This is a genomic window from Streptomyces sp. NPDC001914 (assembly GCF_042891215.1).
GTDB lineage: Bacteria > Actinomycetota > Actinomycetes > Streptomycetales > Streptomycetaceae > Streptomyces.
In genome coordinates this window covers 505,920-524,164 of the sequence record NZ_JBIASW010000004.1, presented here as the reverse complement: position 1 = coordinate 524,164, position 18,245 = coordinate 505,920, and the positions used below count along the sequence as shown (strand labels likewise).

The window sequence follows — 18,245 nt, the reverse complement described above, 5'->3', positions numbered from 1 at the left end:
TGAGGACCGATCCTGGCGGCTCCACCTCCGCACACCCACGTGATTGACTCCATCTGGATGTACCTACATGAAGAAGTCTTCAAGTCGTGGGCATGCGAAGGCGCGGAGAACGTGGGTGTCTACACCTCTAGTTCGGCTTCGATGCGTGCGAGCTGGTGGCGGGCCATGGCCAGGTTGGACGTCCCCTTGTTGAGCACGAGGTACAGGAACAGTCCGTTGCCGTTGCGGCCGGTGAGCGGTCGGATCACGTGGTACTGGCTCTCGAGCGTGATGAGTACGTCCTCGATCTTGCTCTTGAGCCCGAGGTGCTCCATGGTGCGCACCTTCGCCCGGACCACGTCGGTGTTGCCGGCCGCGGCGACGTTCAGGTCGAGGTCCTTGCCGCCCCCCAGTGTGCCCAGCGCCATGCCGCTCGTGTAGTCGACGAGGGCGACGCCCAGAGCGCCCTCGATCGACGTCATCGTCTCCTTGAGGGAGATCTCCACATTTGCCATACCGATGTCTCCTTCGGGTCACCGCGCGGACGGAGGAGTTCCCGACCGGCCGGTGCCCCGGACCCTACGGACCGTCCGCGGGGGACGGCCGGGTTGTTTTCGGGACTGGCGGAAGGAGTGCCGAAAGGCGCACCGAGGGACAGTTAATTGATCGTCATTGGCCGCTCGTTGATCACGGTTGGCGCCCCGTGGGCGTCGCGCGGGCGGCGGCGAACTCCGAGAACCACGCCAGCATCTCCGGGTGGGTGATGGACCCCTCGCTGCTGACCTCACCGGGGCGGGCGCCCTGGAGTACGCGCTTGACCGGGACTTCGAGCTTCTTGCCGGTGAGGGTGCGCGGGACGGCGGTGACCTGCACGATCACGTCGGGCACATGGCGCGGGGACAGCCGGTTCCTGATGGCCCCGGCGACCCGCCCGCGCAGAGCGTCGTCGAGCGCGGAGCCCCCGGCGGGCACGACGAACAGCGGCATGAAATAGGAGCCGTCGGGCTCTTCGACACCGATGACGAGGCTGTCGGCGATCTCGGGTAGCTGGTCGACGACTGCGTAGATGTCGGCGGAACCCATGCGTACGCCGGAGCGGTTCAGGGTGGAGTCGGAGCGGCCGGCGACGACGACCGACAGGTCGGTGCCGATGGTGACCCAGTCGCCGTGCCGCCAGATTCCGGGGTAGGTGTCGAAATAGCCGGCCCGGTAGCGGGAGCCGTCGGGGTCGCCGACGAAGCGCAGCGGCATGGACGGCATGGGCGCGGTCACCACCAGTTCGCCCTGTTCGCCGGTCAGCGGGCGTCCCTCGGCGTCCCAGGAGGCCAGGGCGACACCGAGGGCGGGCGCCTGGATGCGGCCGGCGCGGACGGGCAGCAGCGCGGTGCTTCCGGCGAGGACCGAGCAGACGTCCGTGCCGCCGCAGATGGACTGGAGCCGCACACCCGGCGTCAGCCGGTCGTGGACCCACCGCCATGTGCCGGGCGGCAGGGTCGACCCCGTCTGCAGGACGGTCCGCAGCCGGCCGAGCCCGAACGTTTCGGCGGGACGGGTGTCCGCCTTCTCCGCCGCGGTGAGATACGCGGCACCGAGGCCGAGCACCGTCGCGCCGGTCCGTTCGGCGATCTCCCAGACGCCGTCGATGCCGGGATACGTCGGGCTGCCGTCGTACAGGATGACGGTGCTGCCGTGCAGCAGCCCGCCGACCAGGAAGTTCCACACCATCCAGCTCGTGGAGGTGATGAAGAGGTAGCGGTCGTCGGCGCGCAGGTCGATGCCCAGGCCCAGTGCCTTGAGCAGTTCGACCACGATGCCGCCGTGTCCCTGGACGATCCCCTTCGGTATGCCGGTGGTCCCGGACGACCAGAGGATCCACAGCGGGTGGTCGAAGGGCACCTCGGCGAACTCCGGCTCGCCGTCCGCGGAGGGCAGTTCGGACCAGTTGTGCCGGCGGACGCCGGGTCGCGCTGACCACGGACCGGCCGGGGCGGGGAAGAGACCGTCGACGGCGAGGACGTGGCGGAGGGTGGGCAGCCCGTCCACGAGTTCGGCGACCTCGGGGCGCCTGTCGTAGGTCCTGCCGCCGTAGCGGTATCCGTCCGCCGCGACCAGGACGGTCGGCCGTGCCTGGCGGAGCCGGGCGAGTACGGCGGGTGTGCCGAAGTCGGGGGAGCAGACCGTCCACACGGCGCCGACGGCGGCCGTGGCGAGCAGCGCCACCACGGTCTGGCGGAGGTTGGGGAGGTAGCCGGCCACGCAGTCGCCGGGCTCGACGCCCATGCCGCGCAGCGCCGCCGCCACGTCGGCGACCTGCAGGCGAAGTTCGTGCCAGGAGGTCTCCTCGGGCGAGCCGCCCTCGGTCAGGCTCACGAGCGCGGGGCGGGCGTCCGTGGCCCGGGCGAAGCAGCGTTCGGCGAAGTTCAGCCGGGCGCCGGGGAACCAGTCGGCCCCCGGCATCAAGGCGTCGGCCAGGACCTCCTCATAGCCGGAGACCGCGTCCAGCCCGTAGAACTCCCAGAGCGCCGACCAGAATCCCGCGAGGTCGGTGGAGCTCCACCGCCACAGCTCGGCGTAGTCGGCGAAGCGGAGCCCCCGAGCCTCGCTCACCCAGGCCATGAATCGCGCGACTTCGGAGTTCTCCAGCTCGCGGGGACCGGGGGACCACAGCAGATCGGTGTCGGTGTTCATCGGGTGCCTTCCTGGGCTGGACGCGGCCGTTCAGCCGGCTTCCACGTCGCGGAGCAGTTCTTCCGCGCGCGGCCACGGGCCGTGGCCGGACGCGGGGTTGAGATGGCCGACCTCGCCGAGTTCCACCAGGGCGCCGCCCCAGTCGCGGGCCAGCGCGGCGACCCGCTCGGACGCGCCGAGAGGGTCGTTCGCGCTGGCCGCGACGATGCTGGGAAAGGGCAGCGGGCTCCGGGGCACCGGCGTCCAGCCGTTCTCGCGCAGGACCTCCGGCGCCGGATAGCCCTCGGGCAGCGGGGTGTCGAAGTCCGGCGGCGTCGCGAGCAGCGCTCCGCGCACCCGGTCCGTCTCCCCCTGGGCCCAGTGAACCGTGGTGATCACGCCGGCGCTGTGCGCGACCAGGACGACGGGACCCTCGGTCTCCGAGATCACCGCGTCGAGCGCCGCGACCCGGGCCTCGCGGCTCAGGCCGTCCTCGGTGAGCGGCGGCGGGACGGTGCGTACGGTGCGCCCCGCCTCGGCCAACCGGTCCGCCAGCAGGGTCTGCCAGTGGTCCGCGACATGGTCGCGCAGCCCCGGGACGATCACGATCACCGGGTCGGCGGGCGCGGTCACCGGATCGGCGGTCACGGCCGTCGGGTCGGTGCTCCCGGTCACCGGGCCGGTCGCGGCGCTCACGCGGTCACCACCGCGTCCTCCGGCTCCGCCGCCGGGGCCGGGCCGCTCGTCAGACCTCGCAGATCACGCTCGTAGAAGTGACGGCCGATCAGGAATGCGGCGGTGGCGGCGAGCGCTGTGAGCGGGACGATCCGCAGGGCTCCGAGCAGTCCCATGTGGTCGGCGAGCGCGCCCGTGACGGCGGGGCCGGGAGCCAGTCCGAGGAGGCTGTTGGCGAAGGTCAGGGTGGCGAAGGCCGTCGCGGAGATCGCCGCGGGGGTCAGGTTGGCCACCATGGCGGTCGCGGGGCCGGCCGTGCCGGCCGACAGCAGGGCGCCGGCCGCCAGTACCGCCAGCTGGAGAGGCCCCGTCGGCAGCCGGAACGCGGTCATGAGCAGAGCGAGCGAGCCTAGGCTGCACCCGATGGCGACCGCCCACTTGCGGAGGGGGAACGCCCGGCTGATGCGGTCCGAGACGATGCCGCCGCCGATCATGCCGACGCCGATGACGAGGATGAAGACACCGGCCGTCGCGCCCGCCTTCGCGGTGGGCATGTCGTAGTAGCGGTTGAAGTAGCTGGGCAGCCAGGCCATCAGGGACGCGGCGACGAACAGTTGCAGGCCGCTGCCCACGTAGGCGCTGATCACCGACACGGAGGAGAACAGCCGGGGCAGCAGCTCACGTACGCGACCCCGGAGTCCGGGCTCGGGTTCGGCGTCGACGGAACCGGCCTCGGGCCTGAGCCTCCTCTCGGTGACGACGACGCCGTAGACCGCGGCCAGCACCAGGCCGAAGACGCCCATGACGCCGAACGCCCAGCGCCAGCCCAGGTGTTCGGCGACGGCGCCGCCGATCGACACACCGAGGACCGAACCGAAGGCACCGCCCGCGATGAAGGCTCCGGAGAGGGTGGCGCGCAGCCCGATCGGGAAGATGCTCAGGACGACGGCGATGCCGACACTTCCGTACGCCGCCTCGCCGACGCCGACGAAGAGGCGGCCGACGAACATCTGGTCGTAGTTCGCGGAGAGCGCGCAGCCGAGGGTGGCCACGCTCCACATCACCGCGGCGAGGAGCAGGCTCCTCACCCGGCCCCAGCGGTCCGCGATCAGGGACATGGGGAAGGTGAGCAGGCCGACCATGAGGGCGACGACGCTGCTGAGGGTGCCGAGCCTGGCGTCCGAGAGCAGCCACTCGGCCTTGAGGTCCGGGAACACGGCGTTGAGGACCTGCCGGGACATGTAGTCGGACAGCAGCAGGCCGAAACTGAGGGCGAAGACCACCCAGGCATAACGTCGGGACACGGGCCATCCCGACGAGGCGGTCGAGTCCGTCCCGGGGACGGGTCCAGCAGTGGTGTGCAACTCCATTGTCATCACCTCACGCGCTGTTGGCAGAAGGGGGGTTCAGAAGGGTCTGTCGCCGACGATTCCCGCGCGCTCCATGCGGCGGACGGCGGGCCAGTAGTCCTGTACGGCGTAGTGCTGGGTGGAGCGGTTGTCCCAGATGGCGACGCTGTTCGGGGTCCAGCGCCAGCGGACCTGGTACTCCGGGATAGCGGCCTGGGCGACGAGGTAGTTGAGGAGGAGGTTCGCGCCGGGCGCGAAGTCCTGCCCGAACCGCACGTTCTCGGGGGTGTGGTAGTTGACGAAGTGCGTGGTGAACGCGTTGACGAAGAGGATCTCCTCGCCGGTCTCCGGGTGGACGCGGACGACCGGGTGCTCCGCGTCCGGGAACTGAGCCTTGAGGGCGTGCCGCCTCTCCTCCGGCATGACGGCGCCGAACGTGGCCTCGATGCTGTGCCGGGCGCGCAGCCCACGGATCTTGGTGCGGATGTCCTCGGGCAGCCGGCGGTACGCCTCGGCCATGTCGACCCAGATCGTGTCCCCGCCGACGGGCGGGCCCTCGATACAGCGCAGTACGGCGCCCATCGCCGGCCTCTCGCGCCACGTGCCGTCCGTGTGGAGGGCGTTCTCGTAGTGCTCGGCCGGACTGTCCAGGTCCTTGTAGATCCGCACCAGACCGGGGTGGTCGGGGTCGCTGCCGGCCACCGGGTGGTCCTCCAGCGCGCCGAACCGTTCGGCGAAGGCGACGTGTTCGGCACGGGTGAAGTCCTGATCGCGCAGGAACAGCACCTTGTACTGGAGCAGCAGGGACTTGATCTCGGCGAAGAGGTCGTCGTCGCGGGCGGCGTCGCCGAGGTTCACGCCGGACAGTTCCGCGCCGATCGCGCAGGTCAGCGGTTCGACCCGGATCGTGCCGCGGTGGTGGGCACGGACCGGTGCGCCCTCGGGCGGAGCGAGCGTGTGTTCCATGGTGCTTCCTCCTGGAGGCAGTGGAGTTGACCGCGGGGAAGTGCTGGGAAACGGGGTGGAGCCGAGCGCTCGGACGCGGGGGAGCAGGTGCGGCGTCGGCCGCGGGGAGCGCCCGGGATCAGAGGACGAAGACGGACGATCCCGTGGTCCCGCCCGCTTCCAGCTCACGGTGTGCCCGGGCGGCGTCCTCGAGGGCGTAGCGCTGGTTGACCTGGATGCCGATGCGGCCGGAGGTGACGTGCTCGAAGAGTTCGCCGGCGAGCTCGGCCCGTTCGGCGGGGTCCGCGATGTAGTCGGCGAGCGCGGGACGGGTGACGAACAGGGAGCCCTGGACGGCGAGTTGCATGGCGTCGATGGGCGGGACGGGGCCGGAGGCGGTGCCGAAGCAGACGAGCAGTCCACGGCGCCGCAGCGAGGCGAGCGAGGAGGCGTACGTGGTTTCGCCGACGCTGTCGAAGGCCACCGGGACCCCGGCGCCGTCGGTGAGTTCGCGCACCCGCTCGGCCACGTTCTCGCGCCGGTAGTGGATGACGTGGTCGCAGCCGTGCGCCCGGGCCAGTTCGGCCTTCTCCTCGGTGGACACGGTGCCGATGACGTTCAGTCCGAGCAGCTTGGCCCACTGGCAGACGATGAGACCGACGCCGCCCGCCGCGGCCGTGAGCAGGATCGAGTCGCCGGCGGCGAGGGGGTGGATCCTGCGGAGCAGGTACGCGGAGGTCAGGCCGCGCATGGTCATCGCCGCCGCGGTCTCGAAGGAGATGCCGTCGGGCAGCCGGATCAGGGAGCCGACGGGCATGACGCGCTCGGTGCTGTAGGCGCCGAGCGGACTTCCGGTGTACGTCACCCGGTCGCCCTCCGCGAACCCGGTGACGCCCGGGCCGACCGCCTCGACCACGCCCGCCGCCTCGACGCCGAGCCCGGCGGGCAGCGGCGCGGGGTAGAGCCCGGTGCGGAAGTAGGTGTCCGCGAAGTTGAGTCCGACGGCGTGGTGACGGATCCGGACCTCGCCGGGGCCGGGGTCGCCGACGACGACCTCCTCCCAGCGCAGGACCTCGGGACCGCCGGTCTCCTTGAATCGAATGGCGTGGGCCACGGGGGCACTCCGTTGTTGGTGTCGGGTGGTGGTCGGGGAGAGAAGGGAGCCGCCGGAACCGGGGGGTCTGGCCCCGGCGGCCCCGTGGCGTGACGGCCGTGACGACGGCGGACCCCCGCCCCGCCACGACCGGGCGGGACGCCGCTCCGGTGGGTGCGGCAGCCGGGCGGCACGCCCTGGGGTCGGTGCCGGTGGGGCGGGTGGGGCGCCACGCTGGTGGCTGTGGAACCTGGGCGGGTCGTCCTGGGGTCGGTGCTCGTGGGACGGGAGGGACGCCACGCTGGTCGGCGTGGAACCCGGGTGCTTGCCACGCCGGTCGGTGCGGATGCCGGGCGGGTCGGGCCCCGGGGTCCGTCGCCAGGGAACCGTCGGGTGCCGTGCCGTGCCGTGCCGGTCCGCGGGTGCGGACCGGCCGTTCCGGTGAGCGGCGGGGTCGGCTGTTCCGGCGAGCGGTGGGGCCGGACGCGGCGGGGAGTGGTGCGGTCAGGCGTCGCGCAGCATGAAGCCGCGCTGTCCGGGACGGCGGTTCGGCACCATCCCGAGCTGGGACAGGGTCTCGTCGGTGCTCGAGTAAGTTTCGCCGATCTTGTAGATCTTCCTGGCCTCGGCGCCGGTCGCGATGTCACGGCCGAGTGCCTGGGAGATCTGGACCATCTGCTCGATCTGCTCGACGCTGGACATGCGCTCGCCCTTCCGCCGCCACAGGTTGTCCTCGTTGCCCACCCGGACGTGCACGCCGAGCGCGATGCCGATCGCGTTCATGGGCGCCACGGCACGCATCGAGCTCTCGATCGTGAGGACGGCGCCGTCCGGGACGCGACGGACGAACTCGATCAGGTCGGCGGGGTGACGGCCGGCGAAACCCCCGCCGATCGCCACGTAGTTGAGGACCAGGGGGCCGGTGTGCACACCGGACCGGATGAGCCGCTCGACGGTCTCGAGCTGGGCCAGGGTGGCGAGCTGGAAGTGCGGCTGGATACCGCTCTCGGCCAGCCGCCTGAGGTGCTCCAGGTAGAAGTCCGGACCCGCCTCCAGGTACATGTCCCGGTACGCCTTGTAGTAGTCGGGCTTCGCGATCGAGGTGCCTTCGAGGTCGTCGTCGGTCATGATCTCGACGATGTTCATCTGGCTGGTGTTGATCGCGATGGTGACCTGGTCCGGCTTGGGGTCCAGGTCGGCGAGCATGTGACGGCTGTCGAAGTCGAGCCACTTGGCCTCGGAGCCCTCGCCCTCCGGGGCGAAGGAGATGGACCCGCCGATCTGCAGGACCATGTCCGGCACGGCCTCACGCAGCCGTCCTATCAGCTCGTTGAACATGGACAGCCGCTTGGAGCCCTTGCCGTCGAGCTCGCGGACGTGGATGTGGAGGACGGTGGCACCGGCGTTGTAGCAGTCGACGGCCGCCTGCACGTGCTCGTCCATCGTCAGAGGCAGGTCGTCGGCGTCGCCGGGAAGCCATTCGGGCCCGTACGGGGCGGCCTGGATGACGAGCTTTTCCTGGTTCTCGGGGAAGAGCGAGTCGTCGTGGAAATGCACGGTCCGTCTCCTTCGTCGGATCGGTGATCACTCGCCGGGAGCATCGCCGCGCGCTGCGCGGGCCTGGGACGTCCGGCGGGGATCGATGCGGGTCACCGGTGACAGCGGGCGCGAGGCGGCCCGCTGCGGTCGGCCGGTCCGGAGGGAGCCCGGGGGAGTGGTTCGGCTCCCTCCGACGGCCGACCGCGTTGTGCTGTGCGGTGGTGCCAAGGTAGGGCCGAGTCCACGGGCGTGCTTGCCGTCAGGGGACAGATGATTTGTCATTTGGGGACATCTGCGTCAGGGGGCGCCGACGGGACGGCACACGGCCCCGCCGCGGATCCCATCCGTCCCGCCCGTCCCGGCAGGGCAGTTGCCGTGCCCCGTCCGCGAAGTCGCGTCGTCCGCCGGACGAAAAGGCGGGCGGACGGAAGGCGGGCGGACCGAAAGGCGCGCGGACCGGCGGGCAGGCGGACCGGTGGGCGGGCGGATTAGAGGGCCGCCCCTGCGGAGACCCGCTCTACGGAGTTCTGCTCCCGCGCCACGCTCTCGGGCTGCACCCGAACTGCTCGCGGAACCACCGGGAGAACCCGCTCAGCGACGAGAACCCGAGCAGATCGGAGATCTCCGTCAGCGACCGCCGGGGGTTCGCCACGAACTGCTCCGCGAGATGGCGCCGGGTGACGTTGAGGAGCGAGGAGAACGTCTCGCCCGACGCGGCCAGATGACGGTGGACGGTGCGCCGGTCGACGCCGAGGCTGCGCGCGACCTGCTCGACCGAACAGCGCCCGGTCGGCAGCAGGACCTCGATCAGTTCCCGCACCCGGTCCGCGGCGGTGGTGTCCTTCGGTACGGCGATCGCGTCGAAGTACTGACGGGCGTACTCGCGCATCAGCGGGTCGGCCATGGCGTTCGGGGCGTCCAGGTCGTCCGCGTAGAAGACGATCCCGTCGATCTCACGGCCGAACTCCACGATGGGCCCGAACGCCTGCCGGTGCGCGGAGGTGTCGGCCGGCGCGGGGTGCCGGAACCACACGGACAGCGGCTGCCAGCGGGCGTGCAGGAAGTCGCTGAGGATGCGGTGGAACGCGGCGACGGCCAGCTCCGTCGCCTGGCGGGACTCCATGGCCTCGCCGAGCCGCAGATCCACCTTCAGCGTGGCCAGTCCGTCGCCCTCGGACAGCCGGGTGTGCAGCACCTCGTTGTACATGTACTGATGGCGGATCAGCAGTTCCAGCGCGCTGCGCACGTCCGGTTCCTCGCGCACCACTAGGCTGATCGGGCCGAGGGTGGAGAAGCGGCGGAACTCCGCGAGCAGCACCCCGAAGTCCTCGTGGCCCGACTCGGCCGCCGACAGCTCCAGCACCTGGACGGCGGCCGTGCCGGAGATCCACCGGTCCTGGACGGTGAGGGCGGCCGTGTCCAGGCCCACGCGCTTCAGCAGCGCCTGCGGATCGATGTCCAGGGAGCGGCACAGCTCGACGTAGCCGCTCAGGGCGGCGGTGCGGACCAGCGGTCTCATGGGCACGCTCCAGGAATGTCCCGAAAAGCCAAGTCTCCTGTCCCGCCATGGCAAGCGCGGTCGTGATCGAGGAACCTAGCATGACGCCGTTCACCTGCCGGGCCGCTCATGGGGGGCCGCTCACCGGCAGGTGAACGCGCGACGGATTGGAGGCGAACATGACAGGACCGACGGACCCGGACCGGAAGCCGTCCCCGCCCGCGCCCCGCACGGAACCGGACCGGGCCCCGGCCCACCCGGACATGGACCCGGGCCGTGCAGGCCCGGACCGGGCCCCGTCCCCGCCCACGCCCTTCTCGGGCCCCGCGCTGTGGACGGGCCCCGAACTCGCGGACCCCGGACTGACGGACCCCGAGCAGTGGCAGACCCGCCTGTCGGACACCGTGCTCGCCGAGATCGACACCGCCCTGCGCGAGACCCGCAGACGGGACCTCACCCTGCTCAGGCTGACAGCCGCCGACTTCCCGCTCCCCGGCCTCGGCGCCGAACTGGCGCGCCTGTCCGGTGTCCTCGAACACGGACGGGGCTTCGCGGTCGTCCGGGGCCTCCCCGTCGACAGGCTCGGCGAGACCGCCGCGAGCACCGTGTTCTGGGGGATCGGCCGGCATCTGGGCCGGCCCGTACCGCAGAACGCCGACGGACTCGTCCTCGGGCACGTCAGGGACACCGGACGCGGCCTGGGCGACCCCGCCGTGCGCTGCTACCAGACCCGCGAGGCCCTGCCCTTCCACACCGACCCCACCGATCTGCTCGCCCTGCTGACGCTGCGCACGCCCCGCACCGGCGGACGCGTCTCCCTCGTCAGCTCGGCCGCGGTCCACAACGCCGTGCTGGACCTGCGCCCCGATCTCGCCGGGCGCCTGTACGGCACGTACCACTTCGACCGCCGCGGGGAACACGCCCCCGGTGAGCCGCCCTGTACGAAGGCGCCTCTGGTCTCCCGCCGCGAGGGCCCGGCGGGCGCGCCGGGCATGCGGTACAACCGGTGCTATCTGGAATCCGCCCAGCGCTTTCCCGAGGTGCCCCGCCTGGAACCGGCGGACCGGGAACTGTTCGACCTCATCGACTCCGTGGCCGCCTCCCCGGAACACCGGCTCGACCTCGACCTCCGGGCCGGGGACCTGCTCCTGCTCAACACGCACCGGGTGATGCACGCCCGGACGGCGTTCGAGGATCACGGACCGCCGGAACGGGCACGCCACCTGTTGCGTCTCTGGCTGGCCTTCCCGCAGGGACCCGGCAGTCAGGACACTCACCCCTGGGTCACGCTTCGCGACGTGATCCGCCCGCGCGGCGGTGCCGCGCCCCACGCGACGAACGCAAGGAGACACCTGGCATGACCGACCTCGTCACCCTTCTGGCCGCCACCGTCGCGGCTCACGGCGAGAGGGTCGCCGTCCGCCACGACGACCACACCCTCACCTACGCCGAACTCGACGACGCCGGCGCACGGGTGGCCGCGCTCTTGCGGGAGCGCGGCGTCCGGCCGGGCGACCGTGTCGCGCTGACCATGCCGAACGTCCCGCTGTTCCCCGTCCTCTACTACGGCATCCTGCGCGCCGGCGGAGTCGTCGTCCCGATGAACCCGCTGCTCAAGGCCCGCGAGGTCGCCTTCACCCTGCGCGACTGCGGGGCGCGCGTCGCGCTGGTGTTCCCACTGTTCGCCGACGAGGTGACGAAGGCCGCCGCCGAGACGGGCACCGACTGCCTGGTGACGGACCCCGAGAGCTTCGACGCCCTGCTGCGCGGCCACGAGCCGTTGCGCGACACCCCGGACCGGGCCGACGAGGACGCCGCCCTCATCCTCTACACCTCCGGCACCACCGGAACGCCCAAGGGCGCCGAACTGTCCCACCGGAACCTGGCGAGCAACACCCTCACCACGGCCGGGACCCTCCTCCAGGTCGGACCGGAGGACGTGCTCTTCGGCGGCCTGCCCCTCTTCCACGCCTTCGGCCAGACGTGCGCGCTCAACACGGCCGTGGCCGCCGGAGCCACGCTCACCCTGCTGCCCCGGTTCGACCCGCGAAGCGCGCTGGAGGTCATCGCCCGGGACAAGGTCACCGTCTTCCTCGGTGTGCCGACGATGTACGCGGCGCTGCTGCACGCCGAACTCCCCGACGGTTTCGACGCCGGGCCGCTGCGTCTGGCCGTCTCGGGCGGGGCCGCGCTTCCGGTCGAGGTCCTGCACGGATTCGAGAAGCGCTTCGGCGCCGCCGTCCTCGAAGGGTACGGGCTGTCCGAGACGTCTCCCGTCGCCGCGTTCAACCACCCGGACCGGCCGCGCAAGGCGGGCTCGATCGGTGTGCCCATTCGCGGGGTCGAGATGCGGCTCGTCACCGAGGACGGCGGCACGGCCGCGCCCGGCGAGGTGGGCGAGATCGCCATCCGCGGCGAGAACGTCATGACCGGGTACTGGAACCGCCCGGACGCCACCGCGGACGCGGTCCGCGACGGCTGGTTCCACAGCGGTGATCTGGCCCGCGTCGACGAGGACGGCTTCTACTTCATCGTCGACCGCAAGAAGGACATGATCATCCGCGGCGGCTACAACGTCTATCCGCGCGAGATCGAGGAGGTGCTGTACGAGCACCCCGCCGTCGCCGAGGCCGCCGTCGTGGGTGTGCCGCACCCGCTGCACGGCGAGGAGGTCGCCGCCGTGGTCACGCTGAGGCCGGGCGCCGAGGCCACGCCCGAGGAGATCCGCGCGCACGCCAAGGAGCGCGTCGCCGCGTACAAGTACCCCCGTGTCGTCACGATCGCGGCCGAACTGCCCAAGGGACCCACGGGCAAGATCCTCAAGCGCGAGATCGTGGTCGACGGCTCGTGAGCCGGTGACGGCGCCCCGACGCCGGCCGGGGCCCGCGGCCCGCGACCCTCACCGGTCCCTGGGCCGCGGTCCCGCGAGGATCAGGCTCTCGACACTCTCGTACACCCCGCGTTCGCGGTCCGCCGCGCGGCGTCCGGACAGCATGCTGCCGAGCCAGCCGAACGCGAAACCCAGCGGGATGGACACAAGCCCCGTGGTGGTGAACGGGAACCAGTTGAAGTCGGCGGCGGGAAAGGCGGACGTCGGGGAGCCGGACACCAGCCGGGTACCCGGCATCAGGACCAGGACGGCCAGCGTTCCGCCGATGAGGGTGCTCAGCAGTCCGGCGCGGGTGTAGCGGCGCCAGAAGAGGCTGTAGACCAGGGCCGGGGCGATCGCCGAGGCGCCCACGCAGAAGGACATCGTGGCCAGCGGCTGAAGGCTCCGGTCCTGGACGAGGACGGCGAGGGCGATCACGGGCGCGCCGACGACCAGGGCGGAGCCCCGTGCGAAGGCCGTCTCGCGCTGGGACGACAGGGTGGTTCCGCGGCCCGCGAAGACGTCGTGGGCGAGCGAGTTGGCGCAGGCGAGGGTCATGCCTGCGACCGAGGCGAGCAGGGTGAGGAAGATCGCCGTGGTGACCGTCGTGAACACCAGGGTCTCCGCCCGCGACACGTCGGGGCCGAACGCGGCACGTGCGCCCAGCAGATAGGCGGTGTGCCCGCGCGGGTCGGCGGCGGTGACGCCGGTCCGGCCGATCATCGCCGTCGCGCCGATGGCGACGACGCCCGCCACCAGCATGAACAGCGCCACCGAGGACACCGCCCAGGACATCGAACGCCGCACCTGGCGGGCGCTGTTCGCGGTGAACATCCGCATGGTCACATGCGGCAGACAGGCACCGCCCAGCACGATGGCGAACTGTGTGCTGATCATGTCGAGCCGGGGATGCGGGCCTCCGGCGAACTGGAGCCCGCCGTGCAGGAAAGCGTCCGGCGATCCGCTGCGGTCCGCGGCCGCGGTGAACAGCGTCCCGGGGTCCCAGTGGAACCGGTCGAGGATCAGCAGTGCGACGGCGATTCCGGAACCGAGGAGCACGACCATCTTCAGGAGCTGGATCAGCGCGGTGCCCCGCATGCCGCCGATGGCCGCGTAGATGATCATCAGCGTGCCGACCCCCACGATGCAGCCCGTCCTCATGGAGCTGTCCGTGAACCCGAGGATGTACCCCAGGAGGTGCCCCGTGCTGGCGAGTTGGACGAGCATCATCGGCACGAGAGCGGCGATCGTGACCGCGCATCCCGTGATCCGTACCGCGCGGCCCGGCATCCTGCGGGCCAGCACGTCCCCCATGGTGAACGTGCCCGTGTTCCGCAGGGGTTCGGCCAGCAGGAACATCAGCACGAGCAGCGAGAGCAGGGTGCTGAGGGCCAGCACGACCCCGTCGAAACCGCACAGGGCGATGACACCGCCGATGGTCAGCACGGTCGCGGCGGAGATGTAGTCGCCTGCGATGGCGAGGCCGTTGCGCAGCGGGGAGAGCGAGCGGTACCCGGTGTAGAACTCGGCGAGGTCGTCGCTGTCGGGGCCGGTGAGAACACACAGCAGCAGCGTGACCGTGACGGCGACGGAGAAGGCGACGAGGGACCAGGACTGCGTGGAGCCGGCGAAGCCGCTCACCGCTTCCGCCCCTGCTCGCCGCTCGCCCACGGGACGCTCCGGTTCACCCGGCGTGCGAGGGGGTCGACATAGCGGCGGGCGGTGCGTTCGTAGACGAGGACGGCGAGCCAGGTGGCGGGGATCTGGCCGAGGGCGATGACCAGGCCGGCCGAGAGTCCACCGGCGACGGGACGGTCCATCAGGTCGGGGTAGCCGGCGCAGAGGCCGAGGAAGAGGGTGAAGCAGCCGAGCACGGCGAAGGTGGTCACGCGCCGCTGGCGGCGGTAGGCCCGCCGCAGGATGCGCAGATCGCGGTGGTGCCCGGTCCAGGCGTGGGGTGATGCCCCGCCGCGTAAGGGCTCCGCCGCTGCCGGGTCCGGGACGTGCGGTGCGAAGGAGTTGTGGTGTCCCTGCGGCGCTCGCGCGGGCCGCGGGGCGGAGCTGTCGTACGACATGCCGGCCTCCTGGTGGGATGCGGGCCCGGCGTGCACGGGCCGCCGGACGGTGGGGGAACGGCTCGGGTCCTCGCACGCTATGCGGCCCGTCGGCCGGTGCGAAGGGCTTTCCTTCAACTACCTGGTCGGAGCGCGTCCATGCCGCTGACCTCGTCTGTTGTCGAAGAAACCGCTGTTGCGCCCGAGGTCGGAGTGAGGACTGTGGTGGGGGCCATGAGGTCATGGCTCGGTCCGGGCGGGCTCGGGGATCAGGTTCGTACGGGCCGGGGAGGAGAAGTCCGTACGCGCTCAGGAGGAGGGTTCGTACGGGCTCCGGGGGGAGTCGCTCAGTTCGTCCAGCGGGGTTCCGTGCGCCCAGCGCCGCAGGCACGAACCGTCGATCAGACGCACCCCGCCCTGGCGTCGCGCCCACTGCACGTCGCGCCGGGTGAAGGCCCCGCGGTGCACCACGAGCCGCAGCGGAGGGCCGGGACCGCCCGGGCGCCTCGAACGCGAGGGCGTGTCCTCGTCGGGCAGCGGCTCGGCCACGGGCCGGAAGGCGACCTCCAGACGCCGCCCCCTGCCGTCCCGCGCGCGGACCCGGACGCGGGCCTCGCTCCTGCGCGGCGGGAGCACGCGCCAGCCGTCGCGGCGCAGCATCCGGGAGACGGCCAGGGCCAGTCCCTGGGTGTCCAGTTCGGCGAGTTCCTCGGGCGTGTAGAAGCCGAGACGCCGGCGGGCCGTCGGCCGGTGCCGCCGTATCGCGGCGGGAGTGACGACGGCCAGGACGGCCAGAGCGGCGACGGGCACGCCGATACCGGCCACGCGATATCCGAAGGCGAGGCCGGCGACGACCGCGCACAAGGTGACGACGACCCCCGCGAGCGCGGGCAGTACGTCTCGAAGTACGGGCCCGTAGGACCCTTCCGCACGCAGCCGGCGGACGGCTCGTCGCCGTTGCGCGCGTGCTGACAGGCGTTCTTCCGGTGTCCGCCCCCTCGAACCCACCCGGGCCAGCTCCCCCCAACCCTCGCGCGCTTCGGCGTGTCCGGGGAGGGCTACCCCTCGGGGGCGGGCCGGTCCCCTGGAGCATGGGATCCGGCCACGAATCCGGCCGAACTCTTTCGAGGCGCCGCGACGCGTGGGGCACGTTCGGTTCCGGTGGCCGCGGGGTCCTGTGCGGCGGACCGCCCGGCGGGGGCGGCGGGTGCGTGACCCGCCGCGCCCGCCGGCACGAGTCCTCGGGCGGTACCCGGCGCTGGCTGCCGGACCGCTCAGACGGTGCCGCTCTTGGAGATGACGATCTTCTTGCGGGTGGTGCCGGAGCCGCTGCCGAGCGCCTCGATCGCCTTCACGACGTCCATGCCCTCGACGACCTCGCCGAAGACGACGTGCTTGTTGTCGAGCCAGTTGGTGACGATGGTGGTGATGAAGAACTGCGAGCCGTTGGTGTTCGGGCCCGCGTTGGCCATCGAGAGCTGACCCGGCTTGGTGTGCTTGAGCGTGAAGTTCTCGTCGGCGAACTTCTCGCCGTAGATGCTCTTGCCGCCCGTGCCGTTCTGGCGCGTGAAGTCGCCGCCCTGGAGCATGAAGTCCGGGATGACGCGATGGAACGGCGAGCCCTCGTAACCGTAGCCGTGTTCGCCGGTGGCGAGCTCACGGAAGTTGCGCGCGGTCTTCGGGACGACGTCGTCGAAGAGCTTGAACTCGATGCGGCCCAGCGGCTCGCCGTCGGCGGTGACCTCGAAGAAAACGTTCTGGCTCATTGCTCTGCTCCTCATGGATGCGAAGGTTCGCCTCCGAGCATAGAGAAGCTGAGGTGGTGCACGGGTGACCGGGGGTGATCATTCGGCGCGTGGCTCGGAGGCATGGAATGATGGGCCCCCGGTGGCGTACACCCGGGAAAACGTCCGCGACACGACGGTCCCGCCTGGGACCGGCGGGGTTCGCGACCGCACACCCGAACACGGTTCCGGCGGCGTCCGGGCCCGGCGCGATACGGACCCGGAGCCCAACGGAGCGCCGGCGCTCCAGCCGCCTCGCGGCGGCCGGCTACTCCACCTTCGCCCAGTCGAGCGTGCGCTCCACCGCCCTCTTCCAGTCCGCGTAGCCCTGCTGCCGCCGGTCCTCGGACCACTGGGGCTCCCAGCGCCTGGACTCCTGCCAGTGGGTGCGCAGTTCGTCGGTGTCCTGCCAGAAGCCGGTGGCCAGACCGGCCGCGTACGAGGCGCCGAGCGCGGTGGTCTCGGCGACGACGGGACGGCTGACGGGTACGCCGAGGACGTCGGCCTGGATCTGCATGCACAGGTCGTTGGCGGTCACCCCGCCGTCGACCTTGAGTACGTCCAGATGGACTCCCGAGTCCTGCTCCATCGCCTCGACGACGTCGCGGCTCTGGTAGCAGATGGCCTCCAGCGTCGCGCGGGCCAGGTGGGCGTTGCTGTTGTACCGGGCGAGCCCGACGATCGCGCCGCGGGCGTCGGAGCGCCAGTACGGTGCGAACAGACCGGAGAAGGCCGGGACGAAGTACATCCCGCCGTTGTCCTCCACCGTGCGGGCCAGCGTCTCGCTCTCGGCCGCGTCCGTGATGACCTTCATCTGGTCGCGCAGCCACTGCACCGCGGATCCGGTGACCGCGATGGAGCCCTCCAGTGCGTAGACGGCGGGTTCGCCGCCGAACCGGTAGGCCACGGTGGTCAGCAGGCCGTGCCGCGAACGGACCGGTTCCGTACCGGTGTTGAGGACCAGGAAGTTGCCGGTGCCGTACGTGTTCTTGGCCTCGCCGGGCGCGTAGCAGACCTGCCCGACGGTGGCCGCCTGCTGGTCGCCGAGCACTCCGGTGATGGGGATGGCGGCGCGCAGGGGCCGGGAGGTGCGGGCCGTGCCGTAGGCCTCGCGGTCGGACGAGGGGTTGATGCCGGGCAGCATGGCCCTCGGCACCCCGAAGAAGCCGAGGAGCTCGTCGTCCCAGTCGAGGGTCTCCAGGTCCATGAGCATGGTGCGGCTGGCGTTGGTCACGTCGGTGGCGTGGACGCCGCCGTCGGGACCGCCCGTCAGGTTCCACAGGACCCAGGCGTCGGTGTTGCCGAACAGGGCGTGCCCGTGCTCCGCCGCGTCGCGGACCCCGTCGACGTTCTCCAGGATCCACTGGATCTTGCCGCCGGAGAAGTAGGTCGCCGGCGGCAGTCCCGCCTTGCGGCGGATGACGTCGCCCCGGCCGTCCCGCTCCAGGGCCGCGGCGATGGAATCGGTCCGGGTGTCCTGCCAGACGATGGCGTTGTAGTACGGACGGCCGTTGCGCGGGTCCCACACGACCGTGGTCTCCCGCTGGTTGGTGATGCCGATCGCCGCCAGGTCCTCTGCGGTCAGGTTCTTGTGCCGCAACGCGTTCTGGATCACCGAGTTGGTGCGTTCCCAGATCTCCACCGGGTCGTGCTCGACCCAACCGGAGCGCGGAAGGATCTGGGCGTGTTCCAGTTGGTGCTTCGCCACCTCGTTGCCCGCGTGGTCGAAGATCATGAATCGGGTGCTGGTGGTCCCCTGGTCCACCGCGCCCACGAAGTCAGCCATGGGATGC

General features: G+C 71.5%; 15 protein-coding genes. 2 read left to right on the top strand and 13 right to left on the bottom strand.

Features of this window, described 5'->3' with window-relative positions:
- Window positions 1-119: 119 nt before the first annotated feature.
- The 8 genes from ACFYYF_RS14815 to ACFYYF_RS14780 form a co-directional block, all read right to left on the bottom strand.
- Window positions 120-494, bottom strand: coding sequence for a hypothetical protein (locus ACFYYF_RS14815; protein WP_361680360.1), 375 nt, complete (start codon window positions 492-494; stop codon window positions 120-122).
- A gap of 172 nt (window positions 495-666) precedes the next feature.
- A complete protein-coding gene (locus ACFYYF_RS14810) occupies window positions 667-2,667 on the bottom strand; it encodes an acetoacetate--CoA ligase (RefSeq protein WP_388775417.1) in 2,001 nt (666 codons plus the stop codon).
- A 30-nt stretch (window positions 2,668-2,697) separates the two neighbouring features.
- Window positions 2,698-3,342, bottom strand: a complete 645-nt coding sequence (locus ACFYYF_RS14805; RefSeq protein WP_388775414.1) for an RBBP9/YdeN family alpha/beta hydrolase — start codon at window positions 3,340-3,342, stop codon at window positions 2,698-2,700.
- A complete protein-coding gene (locus ACFYYF_RS14800; RefSeq protein WP_388775412.1) occupies window positions 3,339-4,625 on the bottom strand; it encodes an MFS transporter in 1,287 nt (428 codons plus the stop codon). The genes ACFYYF_RS14805 and ACFYYF_RS14800 overlap by 4 nt, the downstream gene beginning before the upstream one ends.
- Before the next feature lie 102 nt (window positions 4,626-4,727).
- Window positions 4,728-5,636, bottom strand: a complete 909-nt coding sequence (locus ACFYYF_RS14795; RefSeq protein ID WP_388775410.1) for a TauD/TfdA dioxygenase family protein — start codon at window positions 5,634-5,636, stop codon at window positions 4,728-4,730.
- A gap of 118 nt (window positions 5,637-5,754) precedes the next feature.
- Window positions 5,755-6,729, bottom strand: a complete 975-nt coding sequence (locus tag ACFYYF_RS14790; RefSeq protein ID WP_361680346.1) for a quinone oxidoreductase — start codon at window positions 6,727-6,729, stop codon at window positions 5,755-5,757.
- A gap of 483 nt (window positions 6,730-7,212) precedes the next feature.
- Window positions 7,213-8,265, bottom strand: coding sequence for a 3-keto-5-aminohexanoate cleavage protein (locus ACFYYF_RS14785; protein ID WP_388775407.1), 1,053 nt, complete (start codon window positions 8,263-8,265; stop codon window positions 7,213-7,215).
- A gap of 499 nt (window positions 8,266-8,764) precedes the next feature.
- On the bottom strand, window positions 8,765-9,766 hold the full coding sequence (locus ACFYYF_RS14780; protein WP_388775404.1) for an AraC family transcriptional regulator: 1,002 nt from the start codon (window positions 9,764-9,766) through the stop codon (window positions 8,765-8,767).
- A gap of 158 nt (window positions 9,767-9,924) precedes the next feature.
- Between ACFYYF_RS14780 and ACFYYF_RS14775 the strand changes: the two genes are divergently transcribed.
- Both ACFYYF_RS14775 and ACFYYF_RS14770 read left to right on the top strand, forming a co-directional pair.
- Window positions 9,925-11,106, top strand: coding sequence for a TauD/TfdA family dioxygenase (locus ACFYYF_RS14775; protein WP_388775402.1), 1,182 nt, complete (start codon window positions 9,925-9,927; stop codon window positions 11,104-11,106).
- The gene (locus ACFYYF_RS14770; RefSeq protein WP_388775399.1) at window positions 11,103-12,596 is read left to right on the top strand and encodes a long-chain fatty acid--CoA ligase; all 1,494 of its coding nucleotides are present in this window, start codon (window positions 11,103-11,105) and stop codon (window positions 12,594-12,596) included. Before ACFYYF_RS14775 ends, ACFYYF_RS14770 begins: the two co-directional genes overlap by 4 nt.
- A gap of 48 nt (window positions 12,597-12,644) precedes the next feature.
- Here ACFYYF_RS14770 and ACFYYF_RS14765 read toward each other — a convergent pair whose 3' ends face one another.
- From ACFYYF_RS14765 to glpK, 5 genes are all read right to left on the bottom strand, one after another.
- Window positions 12,645-14,255 (bottom strand): cation acetate symporter, encoded by a 1,611-nt coding sequence (locus ACFYYF_RS14765; protein ID WP_388775397.1) that lies wholly within the window; start codon window positions 14,253-14,255, stop codon window positions 12,645-12,647.
- Entirely contained in the window at window positions 14,252-14,689 is a 438-nt protein-coding gene (locus ACFYYF_RS14760; protein WP_388775395.1) for a DUF485 domain-containing protein, read from the bottom strand. Before ACFYYF_RS14760 ends, ACFYYF_RS14765 begins: the two co-directional genes overlap by 4 nt.
- Before the next feature lie 288 nt (window positions 14,690-14,977).
- On the bottom strand, window positions 14,978-15,493 hold the full coding sequence (locus ACFYYF_RS14755) for a hypothetical protein (RefSeq protein WP_388775393.1): 516 nt from the start codon (window positions 15,491-15,493) through the stop codon (window positions 14,978-14,980).
- 449 nt (window positions 15,494-15,942) lie between these two features.
- Window positions 15,943-16,434 (bottom strand): peptidylprolyl isomerase, encoded by a 492-nt coding sequence (locus tag ACFYYF_RS14750; RefSeq protein ID WP_388775390.1) that lies wholly within the window; start codon window positions 16,432-16,434, stop codon window positions 15,943-15,945.
- Between the two features lie 286 nt (window positions 16,435-16,720).
- The gene (gene glpK / locus ACFYYF_RS14745) at window positions 16,721-18,238 is read right to left on the bottom strand and encodes a glycerol kinase GlpK (protein WP_388775388.1); all 1,518 of its coding nucleotides are present in this window, start codon (window positions 18,236-18,238) and stop codon (window positions 16,721-16,723) included.
- Between the last annotated feature and the right edge of the window lie 7 nt (window positions 18,239-18,245).

Excerpts from the sequence above, each read along its gene's own strand:
- ACFYYF_RS14815 (WP_361680360.1), bottom strand. The coding sequence starts at position 494 with ATGGCAAATGTGGAGATCTCCCTCAAGGAGACGATGACGTCGATCGAG.
- ACFYYF_RS14810 (WP_388775417.1), bottom strand. The coding sequence starts at position 2,667 with ATGAACACCGACACCGATCTGCTGTGGTCCCCCGGTCCCCGCGAGCTG.
- ACFYYF_RS14795 (WP_388775410.1), bottom strand. The coding sequence starts at position 5,636 with ATGGAACACACGCTCGCTCCGCCCGAGGGCGCACCGGTCCGTGCCCAC.
- ACFYYF_RS14780 (WP_388775404.1), bottom strand. The coding sequence starts at position 9,766 with ATGAGACCGCTGGTCCGCACCGCCGCCCTGAGCGGCTACGTCGAGCTG.
- ACFYYF_RS14775 (WP_388775402.1), top strand. The coding sequence starts at position 9,925 with ATGACAGGACCGACGGACCCGGACCGGAAGCCGTCCCCGCCCGCGCCC.
- ACFYYF_RS14770 (WP_388775399.1), top strand. The coding sequence starts at position 11,103 with ATGACCGACCTCGTCACCCTTCTGGCCGCCACCGTCGCGGCTCACGGC.
- ACFYYF_RS14760 (WP_388775395.1), bottom strand. The coding sequence starts at position 14,689 with ATGTCGTACGACAGCTCCGCCCCGCGGCCCGCGCGAGCGCCGCAGGGA.
- ACFYYF_RS14750 (WP_388775390.1), bottom strand. The coding sequence starts at position 16,434 with ATGAGCCAGAACGTTTTCTTCGAGGTCACCGCCGACGGCGAGCCGCTG.
- glpK (WP_388775388.1), bottom strand. The coding sequence starts at position 18,238 with ATGGCTGACTTCGTGGGCGCGGTGGACCAGGGGACCACCAGCACCCGA.